Origin of the sequence: Arsukibacterium sp. UBA3155 (genome assembly GCA_002364615.1) — a bacterium.
In the GTDB taxonomy this organism is placed as follows: domain Bacteria; phylum Pseudomonadota; class Gammaproteobacteria; order Enterobacterales; family Alteromonadaceae; genus Alishewanella.
In genome coordinates this window covers 59,102-84,421 of the sequence record DEYP01000024.1, presented here as the reverse complement: position 1 = coordinate 84,421, position 25,320 = coordinate 59,102, and the positions used below count along the sequence as shown (strand labels likewise).

29 protein-coding genes, 1 pseudogene and 1 riboswitch are annotated in these 25,320 nt (G+C 51.3%); of the genes and pseudogenes, 13 read left to right on the top strand and 17 right to left on the bottom strand.

Annotation, left to right across the window (positions count from 1 at the left end; translation table 11 throughout):
• Positions 1 to 686 precede the first annotated feature (686 nt).
• Positions 687 to 1,268 carry an alpha/beta fold hydrolase gene (locus tag B2X65_RS11960; RefSeq protein WP_290612770.1) on the top strand — a complete coding sequence of 194 codons (582 nt, stop codon included), beginning with the start codon at positions 687 to 689 and terminating at the stop codon, positions 1,266 to 1,268.
• Positions 1,269 to 1,286: 18 nt separating this feature from the next.
• Positions 1,287 to 1,613, top strand: coding sequence for an alpha/beta fold hydrolase (locus B2X65_RS11955; protein WP_290612768.1), 327 nt, complete (start codon positions 1,287 to 1,289; stop codon positions 1,611 to 1,613).
• A gap of 59 nt (positions 1,614 to 1,672) precedes the next feature.
• Here the strand turns inward: B2X65_RS11955 and B2X65_RS11950 are convergent, their stop codons facing one another.
• The 3 genes from B2X65_RS11950 to B2X65_RS11940 form a co-directional block, all read right to left on the bottom strand.
• A complete protein-coding gene (locus B2X65_RS11950; RefSeq protein WP_290612767.1) occupies positions 1,673 to 2,467 on the bottom strand; it encodes an SDR family NAD(P)-dependent oxidoreductase in 795 nt (264 codons plus the stop codon).
• 15 nt (positions 2,468 to 2,482) lie between these two features.
• Positions 2,483 to 3,307 (bottom strand): DODA-type extradiol aromatic ring-opening family dioxygenase, encoded by an 825-nt coding sequence (locus tag B2X65_RS11945; RefSeq protein WP_290612766.1) that lies wholly within the window; start codon positions 3,305 to 3,307, stop codon positions 2,483 to 2,485.
• A gap of 253 nt (positions 3,308 to 3,560) precedes the next feature.
• Positions 3,561 to 4,052, bottom strand: coding sequence for a DoxX family protein (locus tag B2X65_RS11940; RefSeq protein WP_290612765.1), 492 nt, complete (start codon positions 4,050 to 4,052; stop codon positions 3,561 to 3,563).
• A 165-nt stretch (positions 4,053 to 4,217) separates the two neighbouring features.
• On the opposite strand from B2X65_RS11940, the gene B2X65_RS11935 reads away from it, so the two are divergent.
• Positions 4,218 to 5,108, top strand: a complete 891-nt coding sequence (locus B2X65_RS11935; protein ID WP_290612764.1) for a LysR family transcriptional regulator — start codon at positions 4,218 to 4,220, stop codon at positions 5,106 to 5,108.
• Positions 5,109 to 5,111: 3 nt separating this feature from the next.
• On the opposite strand, the gene B2X65_RS11930 is transcribed toward B2X65_RS11935, so the two are convergent.
• The 13 genes from B2X65_RS11930 to B2X65_RS11870 form a co-directional block, all read right to left on the bottom strand.
• A complete protein-coding gene (locus tag B2X65_RS11930) occupies positions 5,112 to 6,437 on the bottom strand; it encodes an OprD family outer membrane porin (RefSeq protein WP_290612763.1) in 1,326 nt (441 codons plus the stop codon).
• Between the two features lie 45 nt (positions 6,438 to 6,482).
• Positions 6,483 to 7,868 (bottom strand): aromatic acid/H+ symport family MFS transporter, encoded by a 1,386-nt coding sequence (locus B2X65_RS11925; RefSeq protein WP_290612762.1) that lies wholly within the window; start codon positions 7,866 to 7,868, stop codon positions 6,483 to 6,485.
• 381 nt (positions 7,869 to 8,249) lie between these two features.
• Positions 8,250 to 9,029: a 3-oxoadipate enol-lactonase gene (gene pcaD, locus B2X65_RS11920; RefSeq protein WP_290612761.1), complete on the bottom strand. Its 780-nt coding sequence runs from the start codon at positions 9,027 to 9,029 to the stop codon at positions 8,250 to 8,252.
• Complete coding sequence (gene pcaF, locus B2X65_RS11915) at positions 9,019 to 10,242, bottom strand: 3-oxoadipyl-CoA thiolase (RefSeq protein WP_290612760.1); 1,224 nt, start codon at positions 10,240 to 10,242, stop codon at positions 9,019 to 9,021. The genes pcaD and pcaF overlap by 11 nt, the downstream gene beginning before the upstream one ends.
• Before the next feature lie 16 nt (positions 10,243 to 10,258).
• Positions 10,259 to 10,915, bottom strand: coding sequence for a 3-oxoacid CoA-transferase subunit B (locus B2X65_RS11910; RefSeq protein WP_290612759.1), 657 nt, complete (start codon positions 10,913 to 10,915; stop codon positions 10,259 to 10,261).
• A gap of 11 nt (positions 10,916 to 10,926) precedes the next feature.
• Entirely contained in the window at positions 10,927 to 11,586 is a 660-nt protein-coding gene (locus B2X65_RS11905) for a 3-oxoacid CoA-transferase subunit A (RefSeq protein WP_290612758.1), read from the bottom strand.
• A gap of 71 nt (positions 11,587 to 11,657) precedes the next feature.
• Entirely contained in the window at positions 11,658 to 12,449 is a 792-nt protein-coding gene (gene benD / locus B2X65_RS11900) for a benzoate diol dehydrogenase BenD (protein ID WP_290612757.1), read from the bottom strand.
• Between the two features lies 1 nt (position 12,450).
• Positions 12,451 to 13,470 carry a benzoate 1,2-dioxygenase electron transfer component BenC gene (benC, locus tag B2X65_RS11895; protein ID WP_290612756.1) on the bottom strand — a complete coding sequence of 340 codons (1,020 nt, stop codon included), beginning with the start codon at positions 13,468 to 13,470 and terminating at the stop codon, positions 12,451 to 12,453.
• Between the two features lie 17 nt (positions 13,471 to 13,487).
• Positions 13,488 to 13,994 carry a benzoate 1,2-dioxygenase small subunit gene (gene benB, locus B2X65_RS11890; RefSeq protein WP_290612755.1) on the bottom strand — a complete coding sequence of 169 codons (507 nt, stop codon included), beginning with the start codon at positions 13,992 to 13,994 and terminating at the stop codon, positions 13,488 to 13,490.
• The gene (gene benA, locus B2X65_RS11885) at positions 13,991 to 15,361 is read right to left on the bottom strand and encodes a benzoate 1,2-dioxygenase large subunit (RefSeq protein WP_290612754.1); all 1,371 of its coding nucleotides are present in this window, start codon (positions 15,359 to 15,361) and stop codon (positions 13,991 to 13,993) included. Before benA ends, benB begins: the two co-directional genes overlap by 4 nt.
• A 111-nt stretch (positions 15,362 to 15,472) precedes the next feature.
• On the bottom strand, positions 15,473 to 16,393 hold the full coding sequence (catA, locus tag B2X65_RS11880) for a catechol 1,2-dioxygenase (RefSeq protein WP_290612753.1): 921 nt from the start codon (positions 16,391 to 16,393) through the stop codon (positions 15,473 to 15,475).
• Between the two features lie 45 nt (positions 16,394 to 16,438).
• Positions 16,439 to 16,729, bottom strand: a complete 291-nt coding sequence (gene catC / locus B2X65_RS11875) for a muconolactone Delta-isomerase (protein ID WP_290612752.1) — start codon at positions 16,727 to 16,729, stop codon at positions 16,439 to 16,441.
• Positions 16,730 to 16,740: 11 nt separating this feature from the next.
• The gene (locus B2X65_RS11870) at positions 16,741 to 17,853 is read right to left on the bottom strand and encodes a muconate/chloromuconate family cycloisomerase (RefSeq protein ID WP_290612751.1); all 1,113 of its coding nucleotides are present in this window, start codon (positions 17,851 to 17,853) and stop codon (positions 16,741 to 16,743) included.
• A 100-nt stretch (positions 17,854 to 17,953) separates the two neighbouring features.
• Here B2X65_RS11870 and B2X65_RS11865 point away from each other — a divergent pair, with 100 nt between their 5' ends.
• From B2X65_RS11865 to modC, 10 genes are all read left to right on the top strand, one after another.
• Positions 17,954 to 18,871, top strand: a complete 918-nt coding sequence (locus B2X65_RS11865) for a LysR family transcriptional regulator (protein ID WP_290612750.1) — start codon at positions 17,954 to 17,956, stop codon at positions 18,869 to 18,871.
• 141 nt (positions 18,872 to 19,012) lie between these two features.
• Positions 19,013 to 19,162: riboswitch (molybdenum cofactor riboswitch) on the top strand.
• A complete protein-coding gene (moaA, locus tag B2X65_RS11860; protein WP_290612749.1) occupies positions 19,151 to 20,122 on the top strand; it encodes a GTP 3',8-cyclase MoaA in 972 nt (323 codons plus the stop codon). (Overlaps the previous riboswitch by 12 nt.)
• A 14-nt stretch (positions 20,123 to 20,136) precedes the next feature.
• Positions 20,137 to 20,715, top strand: a complete 579-nt coding sequence (gene mobA, locus B2X65_RS11855) for a molybdenum cofactor guanylyltransferase (RefSeq protein ID WP_290612748.1) — start codon at positions 20,137 to 20,139, stop codon at positions 20,713 to 20,715.
• Positions 20,702 to 21,265: a molybdenum cofactor synthesis domain-containing protein gene (locus B2X65_RS11850; RefSeq protein WP_290612747.1), complete on the top strand. Its 564-nt coding sequence runs from the start codon at positions 20,702 to 20,704 to the stop codon at positions 21,263 to 21,265. Before mobA ends, B2X65_RS11850 begins: the two co-directional genes overlap by 14 nt.
• Position 21,266: 1 nt before the next feature.
• Positions 21,267 to 21,758, top strand: coding sequence for a cyclic pyranopterin monophosphate synthase MoaC (gene moaC, locus B2X65_RS11845; protein ID WP_290612746.1), 492 nt, complete (start codon positions 21,267 to 21,269; stop codon positions 21,756 to 21,758).
• Positions 21,755 to 22,006 carry a MoaD/ThiS family protein gene (locus B2X65_RS11840; RefSeq protein ID WP_290612745.1) on the top strand — a complete coding sequence of 84 codons (252 nt, stop codon included), beginning with the start codon at positions 21,755 to 21,757 and terminating at the stop codon, positions 22,004 to 22,006. The genes moaC and B2X65_RS11840 overlap by 4 nt, the downstream gene beginning before the upstream one ends.
• A 1-nt stretch (position 22,007) precedes the next feature.
• Positions 22,008 to 22,457 (top strand): molybdopterin synthase catalytic subunit MoaE, encoded by a 450-nt coding sequence (gene moaE, locus B2X65_RS11835; protein WP_290612744.1) that lies wholly within the window; start codon positions 22,008 to 22,010, stop codon positions 22,455 to 22,457.
• Positions 22,458 to 22,460: 3 nt separating this feature from the next.
• On the top strand, positions 22,461 to 23,234 hold the full coding sequence (modA, locus tag B2X65_RS11830; protein ID WP_290612743.1) for a molybdate ABC transporter substrate-binding protein: 774 nt from the start codon (positions 22,461 to 22,463) through the stop codon (positions 23,232 to 23,234).
• Positions 23,235 to 23,237: 3 nt separating this feature from the next.
• Positions 23,238 to 23,939: a molybdate ABC transporter permease subunit gene (gene modB, locus B2X65_RS11825; RefSeq protein WP_290612742.1), complete on the top strand. Its 702-nt coding sequence runs from the start codon at positions 23,238 to 23,240 to the stop codon at positions 23,937 to 23,939.
• Positions 23,936 to 25,090, top strand: a complete 1,155-nt coding sequence (modC, locus tag B2X65_RS11820) for a molybdenum ABC transporter ATP-binding protein (protein WP_290612741.1) — start codon at positions 23,936 to 23,938, stop codon at positions 25,088 to 25,090. Before modB ends, modC begins: the two co-directional genes overlap by 4 nt.
• Before the next feature lie 45 nt (positions 25,091 to 25,135).
• Here the strand turns inward: modC and B2X65_RS11815 are convergent.
• Positions 25,136 to 25,318: pseudogene (locus B2X65_RS11815) on the bottom strand (YfhL family 4Fe-4S dicluster ferredoxin); the annotation flags it as partial.
• Positions 25,319 to 25,320: the final 2 nt, after the last annotated feature.

Below are 25,320 nucleotides of genomic sequence, written 5' to 3'. Positions count from 1 at the left end.
TTCGAGTCCACTAGGACGCACCAATAAATTCAAACAAAAACGCCACCTTCCGGGTGGCGTTTTTGTTTTCAGCATTTAAAAACCCGTGCGTGCAAACACCACGCAAACATAAGTAGTTTCAACATTACTGTTCACCCACTAAAGCGCTCGCGTCTGTGCACGCTTGAAATACCTGAGACGCCATCTCACGTTCTCGCCCTTATCAATAATGTATCGTTTTGCTAGCTCGTCTGTTTCATCGCACTTTCTTGAATGCTAATTTGCGTTATCTGAAGCGACTTTGGTTAAGCCCCACACTCTGATTTTCTGCGTTGTTATTTAACGCAGCAGAACCGTAACGTTAATGTGCTAGAAGACTTATTTTAAAACCAGTAAGTTTAATTGGGAACACTATCGCGGCCCCAGCTATAGTGGTGATTGGGGCGAAAATGAATCATAAATGGCGGCTAGAAAACAGCTGTGGCATCAAAGCATCGGCGCTGTCGAGGAATACACTGACGCCGAAACGCGCGACAGCCGACTGCTCTAGCGCGAAATAGATAAAACCCCAAAGATCAATGTAGTTGCAACAGCCGAGATAAAAGTAAAGGCGGCAACGTGATTGCGATATTGCTAAGCTTTGGTTTTACTGATTGCCGCTCAAGCCGTCATTACCGTCAAAACGACCACCTATTCGGATAACATTAATGAAAATAGTGCTGATAAGTCTAACGCTGCTGGCCTCTAGCTGGTTTGGGATCCAACGTTACTATGGTGAGTTGGGCCATTGGCTCTATGAAAAAGGCGAAGCCACTGAAGCCTGGCTGTATGGCTTTGAGCGCACGCAAGTCGATATCGGTGAGATGGCGCTGAGCCTATACGTGCATAGCAACCCCAGTAAGCCGGTAATCGTTATGCTGCATGGTTTCAGTGCCGACAAAATGGTTTGGCTGCGTTTTGCCCGCCATTTGACGGAGCAGTATCAAATCCTGATCCCGGATCTGGCAGGCCATGGCGACAGCCCCTATCAGACGGAGTGGGACTATAGCGTGCCCGCTCAATCCGAGCGAGTTCAACAATTGCTGGATGCCATGCAACTTCAAGCAGTGCATTTGATAAGTAATTCAATGGGCGGCTTTATCAGTGCCGATTCTGCCATCCGCTACCCACAACGCACCTTGTCGCTAGCGTTAGTAAACCCGACAGGTGTGGGATCCCCTGAGCCAAGCCGGATGCAGCAGTTGCTGGCTGCAGGCCGCAATCCTTTTCTGATCAAAAACCGCCAGTAGTTTGATGAATTCTACACCATGACCATGGCAAAGCCGCCACTGCTGCCAGATATCTTACTGGCTGCGATAGCCAACAATTATCAAGCACGGCAAAGCCCACCCCAAAAAATGTTTAATGACTTTATCAGCAGCCCCAGTCTCGAACCCCAGTTGGCTGCGCTGCAAATACCCACCTTGCTTTGGTGGGGCGATCAGGATCAGTTGCTGCACGTCAGTGCAGCAAAAATCTGGAAAAAACACATTCCCCAGCTGCAGGTGCATATTTTTAAAGATATTGGCCATATGCCGATGCTAGAAATACTCACAGAAACAGCCCAGCGCTACCAGTTGTTTTTAACTGAATAAGACTGGCGTCCCCAAATTAAACACTGTGGCAGGCAACACCTAATTGCCTGCCACACTACTTATCCAATGCTTTCAACAATTCCGCCTTCTACTTTCAGTGCAGCACCGGTGGTTGCACTGGCTTGCTCTGATGCAACATAGACACACAGATTCGCTACTTCCTCTGGTGTGGCGAAGCGCTGCAACAAACTGGATGGTCGGTTTTCAGCCAGGAACAGCTTTTCCATTTCGCTTGTGCTGACGCCGCGGCAAGCGGCTAAATCGGCCATCATCTTAATGGCTCCTTCGGTTCGGGTTGGCCCTGGTAGAATACTATTAACGGTTACGCCGCTGCCGGCCAGTACTTTTGCCAGCCCTCGAGACAACCCTTGCATCGCTGCCTTACTGACACCGTAATGCACCATTTCGGCTGGGATGTTTAGTGCTGATTCGCTGGAAATAAACTGAATACGTCCCCAGCCGCGCTGCTGCATAGCTTTGGCATAATGCCGGCTTAAACGCACCGCACTCATCAGGTTAACCTCGAGCATTTGCAGCCAAACATCATCGCTGATGTCAAAAAACGGCACTGCACCATAGATGCCGAGGTTGTTAACCAAAATATCGGTTTCTGGCAGTTGCGCCAGTAACAACTGGCAGCCCTCAGCGGTTGCAATATCGGCTTCTACCGTTGCAATATCTCCCTTTAATTTTAACTGCCGCAATGCTGCTGCCGCCTGCTCTAACCGGCCACTATCACGCCCTACCAAGGTTACATTGGCACCGGCTGCCGCAAGACCTTTGGCAATCGCAAAACCGATACCGGCAGAAGCACCAGTAACCAGCGCCTGCTTTGCTGTTAAATCAATTTGCATAAATTACTCCTCTTATTAATCAAACCGAAATGCCGACAACTGAGTGCACAGCACATTTTCTGAATACACTTTTGAGCCTTTGTCTGCCGCAGCCGCGCCAACGACCACCATTAACGGTAGCAAATGCTCCTCGCCACCCAACGGATGACAATCTACGGCACAAGGTGCACTTTGCCACTGCTGCAACAAGGTATAACGCGCTGCCGGCGCTGCCTGCACCGCTTCGGTTAACCAGTGATCAAATTTTTCAGAAGGCGCGGTATAACGGGGATCTCCATAACCGCGCATATTATGAAAGCTCATGCCACTGCCGACGATCAGCACCCCCTGCTCGCGCAGTGGCGCTAATGCCTCGCCTAACTGCAAATGTGCTGCGGCATCTAGCCCGCGTTGCAACGACAGTTGCACTACCGGGATGTCTGCCTTAGCAAACATCAGTTTTAACGGGATAAAAGCGCCATGGTCCAAACCGCGGCGCTGATCCAGCCGGCTGGGCAAGCCTGCTGCGCTAATCCGTTTAGCAATGGTCGCAGCCAATTCAGGTGCGCCGGGTGCAGGATAGGTCAGCTGATACGTAGACTCCGGAAAACCAAAGTAGTCATAAATCAAACCCGGTTTGGCCGCCGCGGTCAGTGTAAAGGCATCTTCCTGCCAGTGCGCAGAAATCAGTAAAATAGCCGTTGGCGTCATTGGCAATTGAGCTTCGATGCCACTTAAAAAAGCGGCCATCTGCTGCCAAGTGCCGGTCGGGTTCCAGTTCATAAAAAAACAGGGGCCCGCGCCATGCGGTATAAAGTAGGCCGGCTGCTTTACAGCCGATTTAGGCATATCTGCAAACATGAGTTAACGCTCCTGTGTTCGGGTTGAGGCCGCTCTGCTTGTTACAGCTGCAATGATTAAACCGAAGCAGCCACCGCTAACGGTGCATTGACAATTCGATTTGTCAAAATGCGCACCGGAAAAATGAAGCAGTGCTCACCGTCTTGTTTATCCTGTGTTTTTTGCACATTGCGATTGAGGTTTAACGCAGACCCTTGCCCCCTCTTCTTTGTAACTGCGCTTAGCCCTGTTACCAGGTGTTTTTCCGGAAAAATTAAGCGGCTTTTACCGAAGCAGCGTATGCTTGGCCTGCTTTGTTTTTAGCTAACAAGGTGCTCAGTTTGTTGTCGATAGACACACTGCCCCCGCCTTGTAAAGCTAGAGCTAAGGTTGCAGCGAATAGGCTAAGTGCAAACTCATAGCCGTTGTTACTCATAAATAACCCGTAGCTTATGTGCACACTAAAAATAGCAACCAACATCGTAAAAGCACTTACTGCGGCGGCAGGTCGTGTTAAAAAGCCCAAGATCAATGCCAGCCCACCAAAGAACTCTGCGCTTCCGGCCAACAGCGCCATCAGGTAACCCGGTTCTAAACCGATGCTCGCCATCCACTGACCGGTGCCTGCTAAACCATAGCCGCCAAACCAACCAAACAGTTTTTGTGCGCCGTGCGCAGCTAATATGATGCCAACGGGGATGCGTAACACCAGCGCCGCTAAACCTGCATTTGATTGTAATAATCTGTTCCACGTTAATGTGTTCATTGTCATTTCCTCTTTGCGTTATAGATTGGTTAATCGCTTAAATCAGCTTGCAAACAAGCATACTTTTATACCTTTAATTGATAAATGCTATTTCCATTGGGTCATTACCAATGTATTGTTTGCAATTATCTTACTTAGAGGTGAATGATGGATAGAATAGAAACAATGAAGGCGTTCATTTCGGTATATGAAGAGGGTGGCTTTACGCGAGCAGCAAATAAGCTAGACATGTCGAACCAACTGGTCAGTAAATATGTATCTGATTTAGAAGAGCATTTAGGGGTAAGATTATTCAATCGCACCACTCGTTCTGTCAGCCTAACCGAAGCGGGCGAGCAGTGCGTGCAACACGTTCGACAAATCCTTGAACGGATCCAAGATATGGAAGGCGGATTGGGCCAATTAAAGAACGAAGCGCAGGGGTTACTGCGTATAAATGCCCCCGTTTCTTTTTCAACTAAACAATTGTCACCCTTTATCAGCGACTTCAGAAAACGTTATCCCGCTGTCGGTATCAACTTACAGCTTAACGATCGGCAAGTCGATGTGGTTGAAGAAGGCTTTGATTTAGCCTTAAGAATTGGCCATTTAAAGAGTTCATCCTTAATCGCCAGGCGGGTTGCTCCCATTCGACTTGTATTAATCGCCTCACCTGAATACCTGGAAAAAAATGGCACACCAGCGCACCCTGACCAGCTTATTCCAGCGCACTTCCTGCGTTATAGCTATATGTCTTACCCTCAAGACGCCAGCCCCCTTATGCAATCACTGAAGTTGTCAATTAAAGACCAAGCGGCCGGCCTATCCTGCAATAATGGTGACATTTTAGTAGACGCCGCGATGGCAGGAGAAGGCTATGCTCTGCAACCGACGTTTCTGGTGGGGGACGCCATAAAACAAGGGAAGCTGAAAGTCATACTCAAAGAGTTTGAACCTGAACCTATGGGGTTATATGTGGTGTATCCTCACCGAAAATTGATGGCAACTAAGCTCAGATCATTTATTGATTTTATCAGTGGCTATTATGGCGAATGCCCTTCTTGGGATCAGTTCTGATTATCAACGGGAAAAGACGATATTGTAATTTAAGATCAATCGGTTCTCGTCGATATCGGTGCGGTAATTAGCTCGCGCAGTGACATTACGCAGACGGATGCTTAAGCCTTTTAACACGCCTTGCTGAATACTGTAGGCCAGATCTAAATCGCGTTCAAAAGCCTGACCATTGGTGACGGTACCCACTCTGGCACCATGACTTTTAATATAGCGCAAGGTACTACTAAAACCCTGCAGGCCAAAGGCGCTAAAGTCGGTGTCGTAGCGCAATTGCCAAGACTTTTCGCCAGCCGAGGCAAACTCAAAGGTCGGCACTTCGTTACCCAGAATACTGACATTGGCAAAAACCCGCGGGAAAGCACTGTCGCCGTTCATCTGCTGATAACCAATATAGCCAGTATGAGCGCCCTGCTTCAGCGAGAGTTGCACATAGAGAGCCTGGTTATCCACATCGTTTAACCACGCCTGACCATGTTCCTTTGCTGAAAACACCCCGAGGTTGGCTTTAAATTGTAATCGTGCCGTTAGCGCAACTTGCTGCTGCCAATTTAAATAAGCTTGCTGGTACAGATCTTCCAACTGCGCATACCAAAGCCGCCACTGGCTATTGGCCGATAGCTGATAGTCTGCCCCTAGATACCGAAAGCTATTGCTACTGACCTGCCGCTGCGGTATGTGCCCCAGCATTGCTTGTAATTTGTCGCGCCCGGCGCGGTTTCGCAAGCTGGTGCTTTCCAAGTAGCCAGCCTGTAATATCAGCTTGCTGCCAAGCGCAGAGTGCAAACTGGCGCCCTGATAGCTTGGTGGCAAGAGTCGGATATCGCTGTAGGATAATAACGGCAAATTTGGCATTAACTCGCCAACTCTTAGCTCGGTGCTGCCGGCTTTGAATTTTAGCGTACCGGCCAGCCGGCCGTAGCTGTCGGCGGCAGTACCATCATCGTCCAGTGCCAGTAAACCGCTATTCATTTTGCTTCGACTGCTATCGAGCTTCAAACCGGCGAAAGCATGCAAGTCAAAACCGTTTTGCAGCGGCGTGGCGCTATAGCCAGATTTAAAGCTTATCAGCGCACCTTGCGCCCATTCTGCAGAACGTTGTGCGCCTGGAGCTTTTAAATCGCTAAACTCTCGCGAGAAATAGTAATTTCGCAGCTGTAGTTCAAGCTTACTGGCTTGCCAAAGTGGGACAATTTGCGCATTAGCCTGAGCCGCATTAACAAAAGCGGTACATAGCATAAAAGTGATACAACATAAACGCTTAGTTACTTTTAAATGGGCTGTTTTGCTAATTTCAGGCCGCACGAAGCTGCCACAAGCGTCATTGTGCATAAAAAATCCTGTTTAATAAGTATTAGGGTGTCAGTTCGCTTTAATTTATACCCGTTGATGTTGCAGCTTTAGCGCCTGCAAACCCTGTTGACTACGCTGACTGAATACAAATACCGACATGGCCAAGGCGGCAATAACACCGGGTACAGCAAAGGCCATAAAATTAAGCTGCAATGGCAAACTAATGGCCAGCAAAGCGCCACCCAGCAAGGGGCCGACTATGGCGCCATTACGGCCAATGCCCGATGCCCAACCCAGGCCGGTAGAGCGAATATTTTGGTTATAGAACTGTGCGGCACAGGCATACAACAGGATCTGACTGCCGATTGTGGTCGCGCCGGCAATACCGATCAGGGTGTATAACACGATCATCGGCGGCTTAAAGCCCAGCAAGGTAATTGACACCGCGGCAATAGTGAAAAAGACGGCTAACACCTTGGGTAAATTCAATTTATCGCCCAGCACACCACCACCGATCGCACCAAAGATGGCACCAAAATTCAGTACCAGCAGCAAAGCTAAACTCGAGCCCAGACTATAGCCGGCATTAGCCATCAACTTCGGTAACCAGGAACCCAGCGCGTACACCATTAACAGGCAGCAGAAAAATGCCAGCCATAACATTAGGGTGCTCAGTGCTCGGCCATCAGTAAATAGCGCTTTAACCGGCTTGCCGGCGGGTTTATTGTCGGCCAGTAATAATTCAGATTGCGCGTTTAACAGCAACGCCGGTTCTACCTTTTGCAACATTAGCCGAGCCTCAGTATGGCGCCCCCGTTTAATTAAAAAGCCGACCGATTCAGGCAATAAGAACATGATCAGAGGCAACAGCAGCAGCGGAATGCCGGCGATATAGAACATAATTTCCCAACCAAAGGATGGTAGCAGCCAGATACCAAGACCGGCCGATAACATACCGCCAATGGAATAACCGCTAAACATGATGGCGACCAGGGTGCTGCGGATTTTTTTCGGCGCATATTCGGTCATAAGTGCGACAACGTTGGGCATAACACCACCGATACCTAAACCAGCGATAAAGCGGCAAATCGCAAATTCGGTCACATCACGGGCAAAGCCGTTTAAAAAGGTAAAACCGCTAAATAGCACCACACAGATGGCGATAGCTTTTTTGCGGCCAATTTTGTCGGCCAGCGGACCAAAAAACAATGCGCCGAACATCATGCCGAACAGCGCATAGCTGCCAAGGGCACCGGCTTGCATCGGGGTGAGCTGCCATTCCTGCATGAGTACCGGCAGTACGACGCCATATATCACCAGATCGTAGCCGTCAAAGATAATGATCAGCGCACAGAGTAGCAGTACCCGCCAGTGAAAGCGGTTAAAGCGGGCGTTGTCGATGGTTTGGTTGACATCGAGGGTTGTGTCGGGCCGGTTGTTGCCGGCAGGGTGTATTGTTGTGTTGGGCATTGCGTTGTTCTCTCTATCTTCCTGTTGCTGGCCAGGCTGGCAAGGCAACCTTATCGGTATGGTGTATTTTCACCATTAACCAGAAGATACGCTGCTTATAGCGCGACAATCCAACACCGAATCAGTATGTCACTATACCGATAAAGTATGAAAAACCATTGCTATTCGGGTTTGGATATGTGTGAAAAACAGGCGGGGTTATAGTTGATTGCAGCCGATATTGCACACAAAGACACCGTGCCACCATGGATGGGTTCACAGCGTGTCCCGCCAAAGTTGTACGGTGTGCTTGCCGCCGGATGCGAATATCTAGAAGCTGAGGCAAAAACTAAACGAAAAGCTGCACCGAACAATACTGTTCGATGCAGCTGTAAAAAAATTCTAGCCCCGCAAAAACGAACTTAGCGCCCGGTTAAAGGCTGCGGGTTGTTCCAGATTGGAGATATGCGAGGCTTTTAACGACACCATACTGGCACTGGAGCATGCCTGCAAAATGGCCTCGGCGTCGGCCATTGTGGTTACCGGATCGGCGCTGCCGGCGATAACTAACAACGGCAACTGGATCCGCGACAGATCCGCGCGTAAATCTGCCTCAGCTAAGGCATCACAGCACGCAGCATACCCCTCTTTATCTTGCTCGGCTAAGGTATCCGTTAACTGCTCAACTAACGCAGCCTGCTTGCGGATAAAGCCAGGGGTAAACCAGCGCTGCGGTGCTGATTTTGCCAGCTCAATCAAGCCTTGCTCACGCACCGCTGCCGCCCTGCTCTGCCAGCCCTCTTTCGTGCCGATTTTCGCTGCAGTATTGGCCACTGCGATCTTTAAAAACCGCTCCGGCGCATAAATTGCCAGCCATAGCCCGGTTAACCCGCCCATCGAAATACCGCAAAAATGGGCTTTTTTAATCCCCAGCGCGCCCAAAACGCAAAGTGCGTCCTGCCCCAGCCTGGTCAGGCTATAAGGGCCAGCCGGTTTATCGGATTTGCCATGACCGCGGCTGTCGTAGCTAATCAGATAAAAGTATTTGGTCAGGGCATTGAGTTGTGGCTGCCACATTTGCCAGCGGGTACCCAGCGAGTTGGACAACAACAACGCCGGATTGGCCGGATCGCCGGCCGTTTGATAGTAAAGCTGTACTTTATCGTCAGTGTTAACAAACATCGGTTGCCTCCAGCCGTTCGATAATCATGGCGATGCCCTGACCGACGCCGATACACATGGTGCATAAACCATAACGACCACCGCTACGTTCTAACTGCTGCAAAGCGCTAATGACCAGCCGCGCGCCGGATGCGCCCAGTGGATGCCCCAGCGCTATAGCGCCGCCATTGGGGTTGACTCTGGCTTCGTCATCGGCCAGGCCCAAGTCGCGGGTGACCGCCAATGCCTGAGCGGCAAAGGCTTCGTTGAGTTCAATCACAGCCATTTGCTTAATAGTAAGCCCGGTTAATGCCAGCACTTTTTTTACTGCCGGCGCCGGGCCAAAACCCATAATCCGCGGCGCCACGCCAGCGACAGCAGTGCCTAAAATACGGGCGCGCGGCGTCAGTTGCTGCGCTTTAACTGCCGCTGCCGACGCCAGTAATAAGGCACAAGCGCCATCGTTCACGCCAGAAGCGTTCCCGGCCGTTACCGTGCCACTGGCTTTAACAACCGGCTTTAACTTTTGCAGCGCGGCTAAGGTGGTATCCGGCCGAAGGTGTTCATCTTCATTCACAACTAGCGGCTCGCCTTTACGCTGTGGGATCAGTACCGGCGTAATTTCTGCCGCCAGAATACCGGCCTGCTGTGCTGCAGCAGCGCGTTGCTGGCTGCGTAGCGCAAAGGCGTCCTGATCAGCGCGGTTGATAGTAAAATCTTCGGCAACATGCTCTGCGGTGGCGGGCATTGCGTCAACACCATGTAGCTCTGCCATTAGCGGATTGATTAAGCGCCAGCCGATGGTAGTATCTTCAATTCTTTGATTGCGCGAAAAAGCGCTGTCGGCCTTGCCCATGACAAAGGGCGCGCGCGACATGCTTTCCACGCCACCCGCGATAACCAGTTGCTGCTCGCCACTTTTAATGGCACGGGCAGCAATGGCAATAGCATCCAGACTAGAGCCACAAAGCCGGTTAACGGTAGTACCCGGCACATCGACCGGCAAACCGGCCAGTAAGGCTGCCATTCGCGCCACGTTGCGGTTATCCTCGCCGGCCTGATTGGCGCAGCCGTAAACCACATCATCCACTGCCTGCCAGTTAACCTGTGGCTGGCGAGCCATTAAGGCTTTAATCGGTACCGCGGCCAGATCATCGGCGCGCACTGCAGCTAAAGCGCCACCAAAACGGCCAAAGGGCGTGCGGATGGCATCACAAATATAGACTTCACTCATCGTTAGCTCCTTAGGCTTACTGACAGTTAGCAGAGAATTGCAGCGTTGCGCCGGTCAGCGCCTGCAGCTGCTCACGAGTAATACCTACTACCATTTCTTGTACCTGCAGGCCCTGTGGTGTCACATCAATCACCGCCAGATCGGTGTAAATGCGATCAACACAGCCGACACTGGTCAGCGGATAGCTGCAGCGTTCAACGATTTTCGGCTCGCCTTTTTTGGTAACATGATCGGTAGTAACAAAGACTTTACGGGCACCCACAGCTAAATCCATGGCACCGCCGACTGCTGGAATAGCATCAGCGGCACCGGTATGCCAATTGGCCAAATCGCCATTGGCGGCAATTTGAAAGGCGCCAAGTACGCAGATATCAATATGACCGCCACGCATCATGGTAAAAGAATCGCCATGATGAAAGTAACAGCCGCCGGTTAGCAAGGTCACAAATTCCTTGCCGGCGTTAATCAGCTCCGGATCTTCTGCGCCAGGTGCCGGTGCCGGGCCCATCCCCAGCAGACCGTTTTCGCTGTGTAAAAAGATTTCTTTTTCCGGATCCAGAAAGTTGGCAATCCGCGTGGGTAAGCCGATACCAAGGTTGACATAGCTACCTTCCGGAATGTCGCGGGCAACCCGCGCCGCCAGTTGATCACGGCTTAATGGCTGATAGGTCATCGTGCGGCTCCTTATACTGCAACCAGTTGTTGAACAAAGATACCGGGCGTTACCACGTGCTCCGGATCCAGCGCGCCCAGTGATACAATTTCACTAACCTGAGCAATGGTGACTTTAGCCGCGGCGGCCATAATAGGGCCAAAGTTACGGGCGGTTTTACGGTACACCAGGTTGCCCCAGCGATCGCCCTGCTGCGCTTTAATCAGTGCAAAGTCGGCACTGATCGGATATTCCAGCACATAGTGTTTGCCATTGATTTCGCGGGTTTCTTTGCCTTCGGCCAGCAAGGTGCCGTAGCCAGTAGGGGTAAAGACGGCGCCAAGGCCAGAACCTGCGGCCTGAATACGGCAAGCCAGGTTGCCCTGTGGCACCAGTTCCAGTTCAATCTCACCGGCACGGTACAGCGCATCAAACTCGTAAGAGTCGGCTTGACGCGGGAAAGAACAGATAATCTTTTTCACCCGGCGGGCTTTTAACAGCGCCGCCAGCCCGGTATCGCCGTTACCGGCGTTGTTATTCACAATGGTCAGCTCGCGCGCCCCCTTGGCGATTAAGGCATCAATCAGCTCAGCCGGCTGGCCGGCGGTGCCAAAGCCGCCAATCATCACCGTTGCGCCATCGTAAATTTGCGCTACCGCGTCAGCGGCGGTCGCCACAGTTTTATCAATCATCTGTTCACCTGCTTCGCTATGCCAGCAATTGGCAAAGCTTTAGTTAAAGGGTTAACGGCTCTGGTTTGCCCTTAGCCCTGATCGCCGCCACCTACTGGTAACACCGTACCGGTAATGTAAGCGGCCTGATCTGAGGCCAGGAATAAAATGGCTTGTACCTGATCGTTGATGCTGCCGTAGCGCTTCATCAGGCTCGACTCGATAGTTTGATCGACAATTTGCTGATACCAGATCTGTTCGTCGGCAGTCAGTGGTTTGGGATTGCGTGGCACCTTACGTGGTGGCGCTTCAGTACCTCCGGTAGCCACAGCATTAACCCGAATGCCAGCAGCAGCATGCTCAAATGCCAGGCTGGCCGTTAAGGCATTAACGCCGCCTTTGGCAGCCGAATACGGAATGCGGTTAATACCCCGAGTAGCAATAGAAGAGACGTTAACAATTACGCCTGCTTGCTGCGCTAGCATTGTCGGCAGCACCTCGCGGCAACTCCACAAGGTCGGCATTAAAGAGCGGCGGATTTCAGCTTCAATTTCATCCGCTTGATAATGCTGAAACGGCTTGGCCCAGATGGTGCCGCCGACGTTATTTATCAGCACATCAATACGGCCAAACTGTGTCAGCGCCGCCTGCACCATTTGCTCGGCACCGCTCCAGCTTTCCAGATCAGCTTCGACGGTTAAGATATCGCTGTCAGCGAGGCCAGCAGCGGCTTTAATTTCCGGCGCCACCTCAGGCAAAAAGCTGGCGCGGTCAACCAGCACCAGTTTTGCAGCTTCCTGCGCCAGCGCTTCTGCGACACCGCGGCCGATACCCTGGGCTGCGCCGGTAACCAGTACCACTTTATTTAAAAAGCGTTTGCTCATCTTAAGCTCCGACACTGGCCGAGAATTTCTCGAAGTGGAAACTCACCGGGGTAATTTGTGCGATATTCAGCCAGCTGCGTACTGCGTCCACCATTGCCACCGGGCCACACAGATAGATATCAACGTCGCCCTGATTCAGCCAGGCATCGTCAATATGTGCCGTGACATAGCCCTTGCGCGGATGCTGACTGGCCTCGCTGGCCACTACAGTGCGATAGTCAAACCAGCTATGCTCAGCTTTAAAAGCATCTAGTTTATCCAGCTCCACTAAATCCTGATCATGGGTCACACCAAATACCAGCTTGACTGGATAAGCACTGCCGGTTTGCGCCAGCACATCCAGCATCGCCATAAAGGGCGCGATGCCGGTACCACCTGCCAGCATTAGCACCGGACGCTGCACTGGTCGCAGATAAAAGCTGCCGTAAGGGCCGCTAAAGCTCATGGCTTGGCCAACTTTAGCGCCGTCAGTTAAAAAGCTGCTCATCAGGCCGCCCGGCACATTGCGTACAATAAAGCTCACGCTGTCCTGCCTCGGGCCGCAGCTAAAAGAATAGGCACGGCTATCCTGGGTGCCGGGTACAGCCACCTTAACGTATTGCCCGGCCAGAAAACTCAGCTCAGCCGGTTGCTCTGGCGCAATGCTAAAACAAATGGTGGAATCGCTCGGCTGACTTAACGCGGTTAAGGTGCCGGCGAACTCGGCCATGCTGGTTTTACAGCTGACTGACGAAGCCGGAATTTGCACCACGCAGTCAGACTTGGGCCGCATCTGGCAGCCCAGAATATAACCTTGCTCGGCTTCTTCCGGGGTTAGCGCATCTTCGATATACAGCTCGGGCGGCATATCGTACTTGCCCGACTCACAAAAGCCGCGGCAGGTACCGCAGGCGCCGTCGCGGCAGTCCAGCGGAATATTGATTTTCTGGCGGTAAGCAGCATCGGATAGCAACTCGCCGTTTTTGCAGTCGATAAAACGGGTGACACCGTCTTCAAACTGTAAGGCAATACGAAAGGTCATAGCAGGCTCCCCGACAATTAAATATGGTAAATATCAATAACCTGATGGATGTAGTCGTTTTTCAGCACCACATACTTTTCGCGGATTTTCGGGCTGTCGCCACTAACATCAATCACATAACGCGACATACCAAAATGGTTGAAGGTGGTTTTGTAACGATGGCTCAGGGTGTGCCAGTTAAAACGCACTGTGACCAAATCGCCCTGCTGCTCGAGTAGCTCGATATTACTCAGGTTATGGCTGGTGCGGGTATCCGGCATGGTGGCGCTGGAACGTTCGGTTTTGATCCGAAATACCCGATCTTCCAAACCCGCGCGGTTTGGATAATAGATCAGCGAAATTTCGGTCTGCGGATCGGTAACCAGCTTGTCGTCGTCATCCCAGGAGGGCATCCAGAACTGGGCTTCATCGGCATAACACTGCAGCCAGTCGTCCCACTGTTCGTCATCAAGCAGACGCGCCTCGCGGTATAAAAAAGCGCAAAGTTGCTGATAATCAACTGCATTAGGGGTCAGCGTGCTCATACTTTACCTCCTTCTTTGCCCAGGGCGTCTTGCATCACTTTTAACCAGTAGCTGTGTTGCACGGTGTATAAGCCTTCATCTTCGGTTTTCAGGCCGCTCATTACTGGTTTCAGGCCAATTTGCTCAGCAGCGGCATCAGAGCCTTGGATCCAGTGCGTGGCACCGCGACACATATCGTTCCATTCCATCACTCTGCCGGCATAACCCTGCTGACAGGCGCGGAATTCTTCCAGATCGTCTGGGGTGGCCATGCCACTGACGTTAAAGAAATCTTCGTACTGGCGGATGCGGCGGGCACGGGCTTCCGGGCTTTCACCTTTGGGCGCAATGCAGTAAATGGTGACTTCGGTTTTATCCACACTCAGCGGCCGTAACAGCCGGATTTGGCTGCCGAACTGATCCATCAGGTAAACGTTCGGATACAAACACAGGTTGCGCGAGCGCTGGATCATCCAATCCGCTGTGGGCTGACCAAACTTGTCGGCAAATTCCTGATAACGCGGAAAATTCGGCCGGTCTTCCGGATTAGCCCAGTTGGTCCACAGCAGCATATGGCCCTGCTCAAAAGCATAGAAACCACCGCCCTGCTGGCCCCAACGGCCGGCGTCCATCGCTTTGATCTTGTCTTCGCGCTTGGCTGCTTCTTCTTTGCGGCGGTTGGTTGTAGCTGCATAGTTCCAGTGCACGGCAGAGACGTGGTAACCGTCGGCGCCATTCTCGGCTTGCAGTTTCCAGTTACCGTCAAAGGTATAGGTAGAAGAGCCGCGCAGCACTTCCAGACCATCGGCCGATTGATCGAAAATCATATCGATGATTTTCGCCGCTTCGCCCAAAAACTCAGCCAGCGGGGCCACGTCCGGGTTTAAACTGCCGAATAAAAAGCCGCGGTAGCTTTCAAAGCGCGCCACTTTTTTCAGATCGTGCGAGCCTTCTTTGTTAAAGCACTCAGAGTAACCGGCATCAAGCGGATCTTTAACCTTTAACAGCTTTCCGCTGTTATTAAAGGTCCAGCCGTGGAAGGGGCAGGTAAAGGTGGCTTTGTTGCCTTTTTTATGGCGGCACAGCTGGGCGCCACGGTGGCTGCAGGCGTTGATAAAGGCATTCAGCTCACCAGCGCGATTGCGGGCAATAAAGATTGGCTGACGGCCAATGTAGGTACTGTAGTAATCGTTGGTGTCCGGGATCTGGCTTTCATGCGCCAGGTAAATCCAGTTACCTTCGAAGATATATTTCATTTCCAGCTCAAATAAGCGCTGATCGGTAAAGGCGCTGCGATGCAGTCGGTGGTCGCCTTTAGCATGATCTTCAATTAAGAAGTCGTTCAGGGTGCGCTCGTTTAGCGGCCGGTCCGGATCGATCATATACATGGTGTGTTACCTCAAAATCAGTTGCTTAGCGCCTGAAAAAAGCGCAGCAGTTTCTAATATGGTTTACCTAACTGCTGCGCCAAGGGAACTCAGGATGAATCAAGAGTGAATTCAAGCTTGGGCGCGACGCCGCTCGACTTCAGTAGTAGGCGCAGCCGCCACTTCTGCATTTAAGTGGAAGTCAAAATCAATGGAGGCGAAAGGTTTACTGACACCATGCTTTGCCATCTCAGTCGGATCGCTAACCTCAACTACCGGTGGTACCAGGCCTTCACGGCTGGCAAACGCAAAGTCATCCCACAGGTATTCGTCGCCGTCGATATTAATTTGGGTGGTCAGTTTGCGATGACCAACAGCCGTGACAAAAAAATGGATATGTGCCGGGCGCTGGCCATGGCGGCCTAATAAACCCAGTAATTTGGCAGTACTACCATCTGGCGGACAGCCGTAGCCTTTTGGCACGATACTCTGGAACTGGTAACGGCCGTTTTCGTCAGTAGTGATAGTGCGGCGCAGGTTAAAGGCCGACTGTGATTTGTCAAAGAAGGAATAGTTACCCAGTAGGTTGGCGTGCCACACTTCGACCTGACTGTTTGGCAGCGGCTTACCATTGGCGCCATACACGGTGCCTTGCATAAACAACACCTTGCCTTGCTCAGACTCAGTACCGTCATCCAGTCGCGCAAAGCCTTTGGCAACAGGAGCTCCGGCCACATAAAGCGGGCCTTCGATAGTGCGGGGTGTACCGCCGGTGATGCCCAGCTTGGCTTCCGATTCGTCAAAGCGGATATCGAGGAAGCGATCTAAGCCGATACCTGGGGCAATTAAACCCAGCTCCATCCGGCCGCCGGCCTCTTGCAGAAACTCCAGGCCTTGCCATACTTCGCTGGCGCTAAGGTCAAGATCTTCGATAGCTTTAAATAAGTCACTCACTAGTCGAAGCACAATTTGCTGTACCCGTGGGTTGGCTGCAGATTGGGCGGCATCGATAATAAAGCCTTTAACTAACTGGTCTATTTCGTTATGTGTCATGCTGTTGTCCCCTTGTCGGAATCAAATTATTAGTGTGATAGTGGTTTAGCGGTCGTCATCATGGATTGAGGACGGATGCCGACACAGTGGCGTGACCTCAATCTGCATAAAGGGATACAGCGGCAACGACAACAACAGGTTGTGCAGTTCTTCGTTGCTGGCAACATCAAAAATACTGGTGTTAGCGTACTGACCGGCAATGCGCCACAGATGGCGCCATTTGCCGCTTTGCTGCAGTTGTTGCGCCAACGCTTTTTCCTTGCTTTTAAGGTCACTGACCTCGGTTTCGCTTAAATGGGTGGGGATTTTTACATCCATCCGGACTTGAAATAACATGCTAAAACTCCTTATGCCGAACGACGCCAAGCGGCAATTTTGTCAAGATCCAGCGCCAGCCCCAGACCCGGTTTGGTCGGCAGTTGCAGCGCAAAGTCACGGTATTGCAGCGGCTCGGCCAGAATGTCTTGCTTAAGCAGCAAAGGGCCGAATAGCTCGGTACCAAATTCCAATTCATCAAAGGTGGCGAACAAGTGGGCCGAGGCCATGGTGCCAACGGGCCCTTCAAGCATGGTGCCGCCATACAAGCTAATGCCAGCTAAACGGGCGATGTTGCCAAGCTCTTTGGCCTGGGTCAGGCCACCCGACTGGGCAATTTTTACCGCAAACACATCGGCAGCATTCAGACGCGCCACTTCCCATGCATCCTGCGGGCCGTTTAAAGTTTCGTCGGCCATAATGGCAACGCTAAAGCGCTCAGCCAGCCGTGCCATGCCGATGCGGTTTTCTGCTTTCAATGGCTGTTCAATTAAGTCAATACCGCCATCCTGTAACTGCTGAATGGCAGAGGTGGCTTGTAGTTCCGACCAGGCCTGGTTGACGTCAACCCGGATACTGACCTCAGCACCCAGCGCTTTTTTAATCGCCAATACATGGTTCACGTCATATTGAATGCTGTTTAAACCGATTTTCAGTTTGAAGCTGTTATGCCGGCGCAAATCGAGCATCATTTGCGCCTCATCGATATCCTTGGCGGTATCGCCACTGGCCAGCGTCCAGAGTACCGGGACGCTGTCACGCAGGCGGCCACCCAGAAACTCACTCATTGGTACGCCCAAACGCTGCGCCTGAATATCCAGTAAAGCGGTTTCCAGCGCACATTTGGCAAAACGGTTGCCGCGGATGTTTTTACGCAGGCGGTACATCAGGGCGCCGACATGGCGATCATCTTGCTGCAGTAATAAAGGCGCTATATGATGGCGTATATTCACTGCCACACTTTCTGGGCTCTCGTCACCATATTTCAGGCCGCCGATGGTAGTGGCTTCGCCCCAACCGGTGTAACCGTCATCAGTTTGGATTTGCACCAGTACCAGAGTCTGAGTGCTCATCGTCGCCACCGACAACTTATGTGGCCGGATGGTCGGGATATCTATCAGAATTGTTTCAATCGCCTTGATCATATCGTTTCGGTATAGTTAAATCGGATAACCGGACAATACTTCGGCACTAATCGCAGTTCCAACACTATGTTGGTATCAACTTCATACCAAAAAGGTATACATGATGGAAATTCGGCATTTACGGTATTTTGTGGCAGTAGCAGAAGAGCAGAATTTTACCCGTGCAGCCGAACGACTTTTTATTGCTCAACCACCACTTAGTCGGCAAATTCAACAACTAGAAGATGAGTTAGGGGTTAGTTTAATTGAACGCAGCAGTAGGCCACTGCAGCTGACTGAGGCCGGTAAATTTTTGTATACCCATGCCAAACAACTGCTTGCCAAAAGCGCCGAAATTAAGACCATGACACAGCGGGTTGGCAAAATTGAGCGCAGTTTATCAATTGGTTTTGTCGCAACTACGCTGTATGGTTTGCTGCCACGAATAATTCGCCAATTTCGCGAACAGCATCAGAACGTTGAGCTGATACTGCATGAGATGACCACATCAGAGCAAATTGAAGCACTAAAAGCCGGTAAAATTGATGTTGGCTTTGGCCGCTTACGGGTCGAAGATCCGAGTATCCGGCGTATTTTGTTACGCGAAGAACCGCTGATGGTCGCGCTACCATCAAAGCACCCCCTGGCGGAGTTAGGTCAAAGTGTCACGCTCAAAGATTTAGTTGATCAACCGTTTTTAGTGTTCCCGAAGCAGCCACGGCCAAGTTTTGCCGATCAAATTCTCGCGCTGTTTCATGATAGGGGTTTAAAGCCAACCAAGGTGATTGAAGTGCGGGAGTTACAAATTGCAATCGGTCTGGTTGCTGCCGGCGAAGGGTTAACCATAGTGCCAAGCAGTATGCATGCTTTTATCCGCCAAGATGTTAGTTATCTGGATTTAAATGAAGAGCGCGCCTTATCGCCGATCATTATGAGTATACGGATGGGTGAACAATCTGATGATTTAAAAGCATTATTACAAAATATTTATCAGGTATATGAGGACGAGAGGATCCGCTATATCCGCGAAGAGCTGTAACCTTAAAATTCCAACAAAAACGCCACCTTACGGGTGGCGTTTTTGTTTTATGAGTATCTTTTTGCAAGTCCGCCTACCCACAATGGAGTAACCATACCCCCCTCTTCATGGCAATAACCAAGCATAGCCTCAGCATGTAACATTAACCCACAACACCGAGCTACCGGCTCTAAGCCTGACACGAATTTTACGATATCAGGGATGAACGGTATGCCGTGGCAATCATGCCACAGGGTATGACGGGAAACGGCCATACCTCCCCATTTGGAAAGGTGAATTATGTTAACTGACGCTTATGCGCGCCGTTTTAGCTATTTGCGGCTGTCTGTTACTGAAAGCTGCAATTTTCGCTGCAGCTATTGCCTGCCTGATGGCATTGACTGCGACTCCCGTAGCGGTGAATTAACCCTAAATGAAATAAAACGCCTGGTCACAGCCTTTGCCAAACTGGGGACCCGCAAAGTACGGATTACCGGTGGCGAGCCGTCTTTACGTAAAGACTTAACCGAAATTATCGCTATCTGCAAAGCGGTGCCCGGTATTGAAAAAGTGGCACTGACCACCAACGGCTACCGTTTAAAACGCGATGCGCTGGCCTGGCAGGAAGCAGGTCTGGATGCGGTGAACGTTAGCGTCGATAGCCTGGATGCCGACACCTTTCACCTGGTCACAGGCCAGGACAAATTAGCCGACATCTTAGAGGGCATAGCCCATGCTAAAGCCATTGGCATTAAGCAGGTAAAAATTAATACCGTACTGCTAAAACAGCATAATGCCCTGGCCCTGCCAGATTTTCTTAAGTTTGTGAAGCAACAGGATATTGCGCTGCGTTTTATCGAGCTGATGCGTACTGGCGATAATGCTGATTTTTATCAGCGCCAACATTTAAGTGGTGCCAGCATTCAACAACAGCTACTGGATCAGGGCTGGCAGTTGAACGTCAAAGCGAAAACTGACGGTCCGGCTCTGGAATACTCGCATGCCGATTATCAGGGGCGGATTGGTCTGATTATGCCCTACAGCAAAGACTTCTGTGCCGACTGTAACCGGCTTAGGGTTTCAAGCCTGGGTCAGCTGTATTTGTGTCTGTTTACCGACAACCACCAGGAGTTGCGTAGCCTGCTGCAAACAGATAATAGCGCGCCCTTAATGCGTTTTTTGCAACAAGCAGTGCAAGGCAAAGCTTTCAGCCATCAGTTAGCTGAAGATTACAGTGGCAGCACCCGGCATTTAGCCCAGATCGGTGGATAAGAGAGGTGGCTAATATGAGCAGTTGTATGCAATTTAGCGCACTGATTTTAGCCGGAGGAAAATCCAGCCGCATGGGCCAGGATAAAGCGCTGCTAAACCTCAATGGCCTGAGTTTACTTGAGCATATGCAGCAATTGGCGCAAGAAAGCGGTGCAGCAGAGGTACTGATTAGTCGTAACCAACCGGGTTTTATTGCCGATCAAACTCAGCAACAAGGGCCCTTAGCCGGTATTTTAGCGGCGCTTGAACACTGCCAAAGTGCACAGCTACTGGTACTGCCAATAGATACGCCATTACTCAGTGTGCGTAGTCTGCAGCGTCTGCTGCAACACGCTACTGCTAACAACAATGCTGGTGCTGCGTGCTTTGCCGACAGCCCACTACCCTGCGTGCTAGCGGTAAGCCCGACACTCAGCACCCTAATTAGAGCACAACTGCAAAGCGGCCAGCGCTCGGTAAAAGCACTGCTGGCAAAGCTTAACGCCTTATCCCTGCCAGTTCCGACCACTGAGCTATTAAATACCAATACACCACAAGACTGGCAGCTTTGCCTAAATTTATTTAATAACGGAGTGCATTATGCCGAGGCCTGACTTAAGTCGGTTTTATCCGCTTTCTATAGCAGTACTTACCGTCTCGGACAGTCGAAGCAGTGCTAATGACAGCAGCGGCGACTTGCTCTGTCAGCTGCTGCAAACCGCAGGTCACCAATTAGCAGAGCGGATAGTATTGCCGAACAACAAATATCACATACGTGCCGTGTTAAGTCAGTGGATCGCAAGCGAGACCATTCAGGTAGTGTTGCTGAATGGCGGTACTGGATTTGCTGCGGGCAACTGTACGGTCGAGGCATTAACACCGCTTATGGATACACAGGTACCAGGCTTTGGTGAGCTGTTTCGCCAGTTATCGTTTAACGAGTTAGGTTCTGCTGCGCTGCAATCCGGCGCACTGGCTGGACTGGCCAATGGCACTTTGCTATTTGCGATGCCTGGCTCTGGCGGCGCCTGCACTGTGGCGATGCAACAGTTGATTTTGCCACAGCTGGATAGCAAAACCGGGCCATGCAACTTTGTTGCACATGTAAAAGGTAACTTTGTTGCTCATGTGAAAAACAACCCAATCAATAATTGTGGAGCCTGAAATGAGTGAATTCCCACATTTAACGCATCTGGATCAAAGTGGTGCCGCTGCCATGGTCGATGTTAGTAACAAGCAGGACACTAAGCGGCTGGCCCGCGCCGGCGCAGTAGTATTTACCACGCCAGAAGTGATCAGTTTAATTGAGCAGGCCTTACTGAAAAAAGGCGATGTACTGGCCACCGCCCGCATTGCCGGCATTATGGCAGCGAAAAAAACCAGTGAGCTTATTCCGCTGTGCCATCCGCTCATGCTAAGCCAGGTATCAGTCGACTTTCAGCTACTGCCAGCGCAAGGTCAGATAAAAATTGAAAGCTGCTGTGTGCTAAGCGGCCAAACCGGCGTTGAGATGGAAGCATTAACTGCCGCCAGTGTAGCAGCGCTAACCATTTACGATATGTGTAAAGCGGTAGATAAGGCGATGACCATTAGCGAGATCCGGCTGCTGGAAAAAACCGGTGGTAAGTCGGGGCATTATATTTCGGAGGCAATATGATTAAAATTCTGTTTTTTGCAGCGCTGCGCGAACGGTTGGATTGTGAACAATACCTGCTTAGTTGTGAAGGCAACACCTTGGATGTGGCGTCAGTGCTCAGTCAATTGCAAAGCCGCTGCCAAAACTGGCAGCAAGAACTAAGTCGCACCGATTTACTATGCGCAGTAAACCAGCAGCTGGTGCCGCTAACCGCCAGCGTGCAGGATGGCGATGAACTGGCGTTTTTCCCCCCGGTAACCGGAGGCTGATATGAGCATATTTGTCGCCGTACAAAGTGATGATTTTTGTCTGGCCAGTGAATATCACGAATTGCGTCGCAACCCCGCATGTGGAGCAATTGTCACATTTAGCGGCCTGGTGCGAGAGCTGCATGATACCGTTCTGCATGGCATGACGCTGGAGCACTACCCTGGCATGACCGAACAGGCACTTAACCGCATTGCCACCGATGCGCTTAATCATTGGCAACTAGCTGCTGTACATATTATTCACCGGGTTGGCAGGCTTAAGCCAAATGAGCAAATAGTGTTTGTCGGGGTAGCCAGCGCCCACCGGGCCGCTGCGTTCGCCGCCTGCGAGTTTATTATGGATTACTTAAAAAACCGCGCACCGTTCTGGAAAAAAGAACATACCGCTACGGGTGATTACTGGGTTGAGGCCAAAGCCAGTGATCAGCAGGCGCTGGCGCGCTGGGAGTAAAATATGATCCGGAGTGCACTGCTGTTTTGTCTGTTTTCTCTGGTTTACGCCCTACCGGTTTATGCCGGCGACAAGCTGATGCTGGCTGCAGCGTCAGATTTACGCTATGCCTTAGATGAAGTCATTCTGCTGTTTCGCCAGCAGCACCCCACCACAGATATTCATGTTGTATATGGCTCAAGCGGCAAACTCAGCACGCAAATTCGCCATGGCGCGCCTTTTGACTTGTTTTTTTCAGCTGACAGCCGCTTTCCTGAGCTGCTGTACCAGGATGGCCACGCGGTTACTGTGCCACAACCTTACGCTGTGGGTCATTTGGTACTGTGGAGCCCACGGCAAAATATGTCAGAGGTTGAGCTGCATCAGCTGAAAAACATGACGTTTCGTCGCCTGGCCATTGCTCAACCGGCGCATGCGCCTTATGGCCAACGTGCCAAAGAAGCTTTGCAAACTCTTGGCCTGTGGGCAGAGCTTGAACCAAAGCTGGTGTATGGCGAAAACATCGCCCAAACCGCACAATTGGTGCAAAGCGGCGGCGCAGACATTGGCATTATTGCGCTGTCGTTAGCAAAGTTTCCTGAACTGGCCAAACAGGGTTATCACCTTATTCCGACAGACCTGCATCAGCCGCTTACCCAGGCTTTTGTGGTTACCCGTCATGGCGCGGATAACCGTGCTGCTCACCATTTTAGCGCCTTTATGAAAAATCCGGCAGCGCTAACGGTAATGCAACGCTTCGGCTTTGAACTGCCTGCAACTCTGCCGGCACAGGACTAAGCCATGCCTGAGTTTCTCACAATATTGAGTAGTCAGGACTGGCAAGCCATCCAACTCACCCTTAAGCTGTGTTTATACACCACGCTGATTTTACTGCTGCTGGGTACCCCGCTGGCCTGGTGGTTATCGCTTAGCCATAGCAAACTGCGCACCGCCATTCAGGCGATAGTAGCGCTGCCACTGGTATTGCCACCCACTGTGCTGGGTTTTTATTTGTTACTGCTGCTTGGGCCGCATGGCGCTATCGGCAGTACCCTGGAGCAACTGGGGCTAAACCATCTGGCATTTAGCTTTAGTGGCATTTTAATTGGCTCGGTAATTTACTCTCTGCCCTTTACCGTGCAGCCTTTAGTGGAAAGCTTTCGACGCATGGGACCAAGGCCGCTGGAAGTCGCCGCTACTTTAGGTGCCAGCAAGCTGGATCAGCTGTTCAGTGTAATACTGCCACTATGCCGTGGTGGGTTTATCGTTGCTGCAACGTTAACGTTTGCCCATACCTTAGGCGAATTTGGGGTTATTTTAATGCTCGGTGGCAGTATACCCGGCGAAACCCAGGTGTTATCGGTACTGATTTATGACCACACCGAAGCGATGAATTATGCGCAAGCGCATCAGTTATCGTTAGGGTTATTAATTACCGCCTTTGCAGTACTGTTTATTGTATATGGGTTGAACCGCCGGTTTGAGCGCGAGGCCATACTATGATTAGCCTGTTGCAACATGCCGCCCAGCACTGCTGGCAGCATATTAGCCAGCCACGCCAATTAGCCGCTGCGCCTGAGTGCCAAACGCTTACAGTGCAGTTAAGCCTGGCGCTTGGCGAATTTTCACTGCAGTTAAATAACAGCCTGCCGCTAAACGGTATTACCGCCCTATTTGGCCGCTCGGGTTGTGGTAAAACCACCTTATTGCGCGCAATTGCCGGGCTTGACCGCCATGCTAATGCGCAAATTTGCCTTAACGAAACGCCATGGCAACAGGGTAAACAGTTTGTGCCGGTGCATCAGCGCCGGATCGGTATGGTATTTCAGGAAAGCAGCCTGCTGCCGCATTTATCAGTTGAGCAAAACCTGCTGTATGGCTTTAACCGGCTGGCAAAGCAAACTGCTGTGCGGCTGCAACCAGAGCAGGTGATCCGCTTACTCGAGCTGACGCCACTGCTTAAACTGGCGCCACAGTACTTATCCGGCGGTCAGCGCCAGCGCATCGCACTGGGCCGGGCTTTACTGAGCCAGCCGCAATTACTGCTGCTGGATGAACCTTTAGCATCGTTGGATCAGCAAAGCCGCAGCGAGATTTTGCCCTTTTTACAGCGCATAGCTAATACAACCGGCATACCTATGCTGCTGGTCAGCCATCAGCTGGACGACGTCGTAAAACTGGCCGATCACCTGGTGCTGATGCAGGATGGCCGCATCATCAGCCACGGCCCGCTGCCACAGCAACTCATGCAGCCACAGCTTGCCGCCAGCGGCGCAATGTCACTGCTGCATGCCAGAAGCCACGGCTGCAACCATCACCTGCTTCAGCTCAGTGTTGGCCAGCAACAGCTGCAACTACCTGCACCAATGCATACCGACACCGCAAATTACTCACCCTCGGTTTACCGTTTACGCATTCAGGCGCGCGATATTGCGCTTAGCTTAACACCTCTTAACGACAGTTCGGTCAGTAATCAGTTGCAGGTTAGTATCATTGGCTTTAATACCGCCCCCCACCCGGCTGAAACCCTGGTGCAACTGACACTTGATGGCCAGCCGCTGCAGGCTCTGCTCACTAAGCAATCTGTTGAACGCCTAGGCTTACAAATTGATCAGCAGGTATATGCGCAGATAAAAGCAGTGGCGTTGGAATAAACTGATCAGCCACAATTCTGCTGTTTAATAAAATGAGTATCAGCAGAGCTTAATACAATCTATCGGACACACCGCTATGCAGGTGGGCTTGTCGTAGTAACCAATGCATTCTGTACACAGTTCCGGGTCTACTTCGTAATGCTTCTCGCCCATGCTAATAGCGTCGTTTGGGCACTCGGGCACACACATATCGCAGTTAATACAGCTGACTTTAATAACGGCAGGCATGC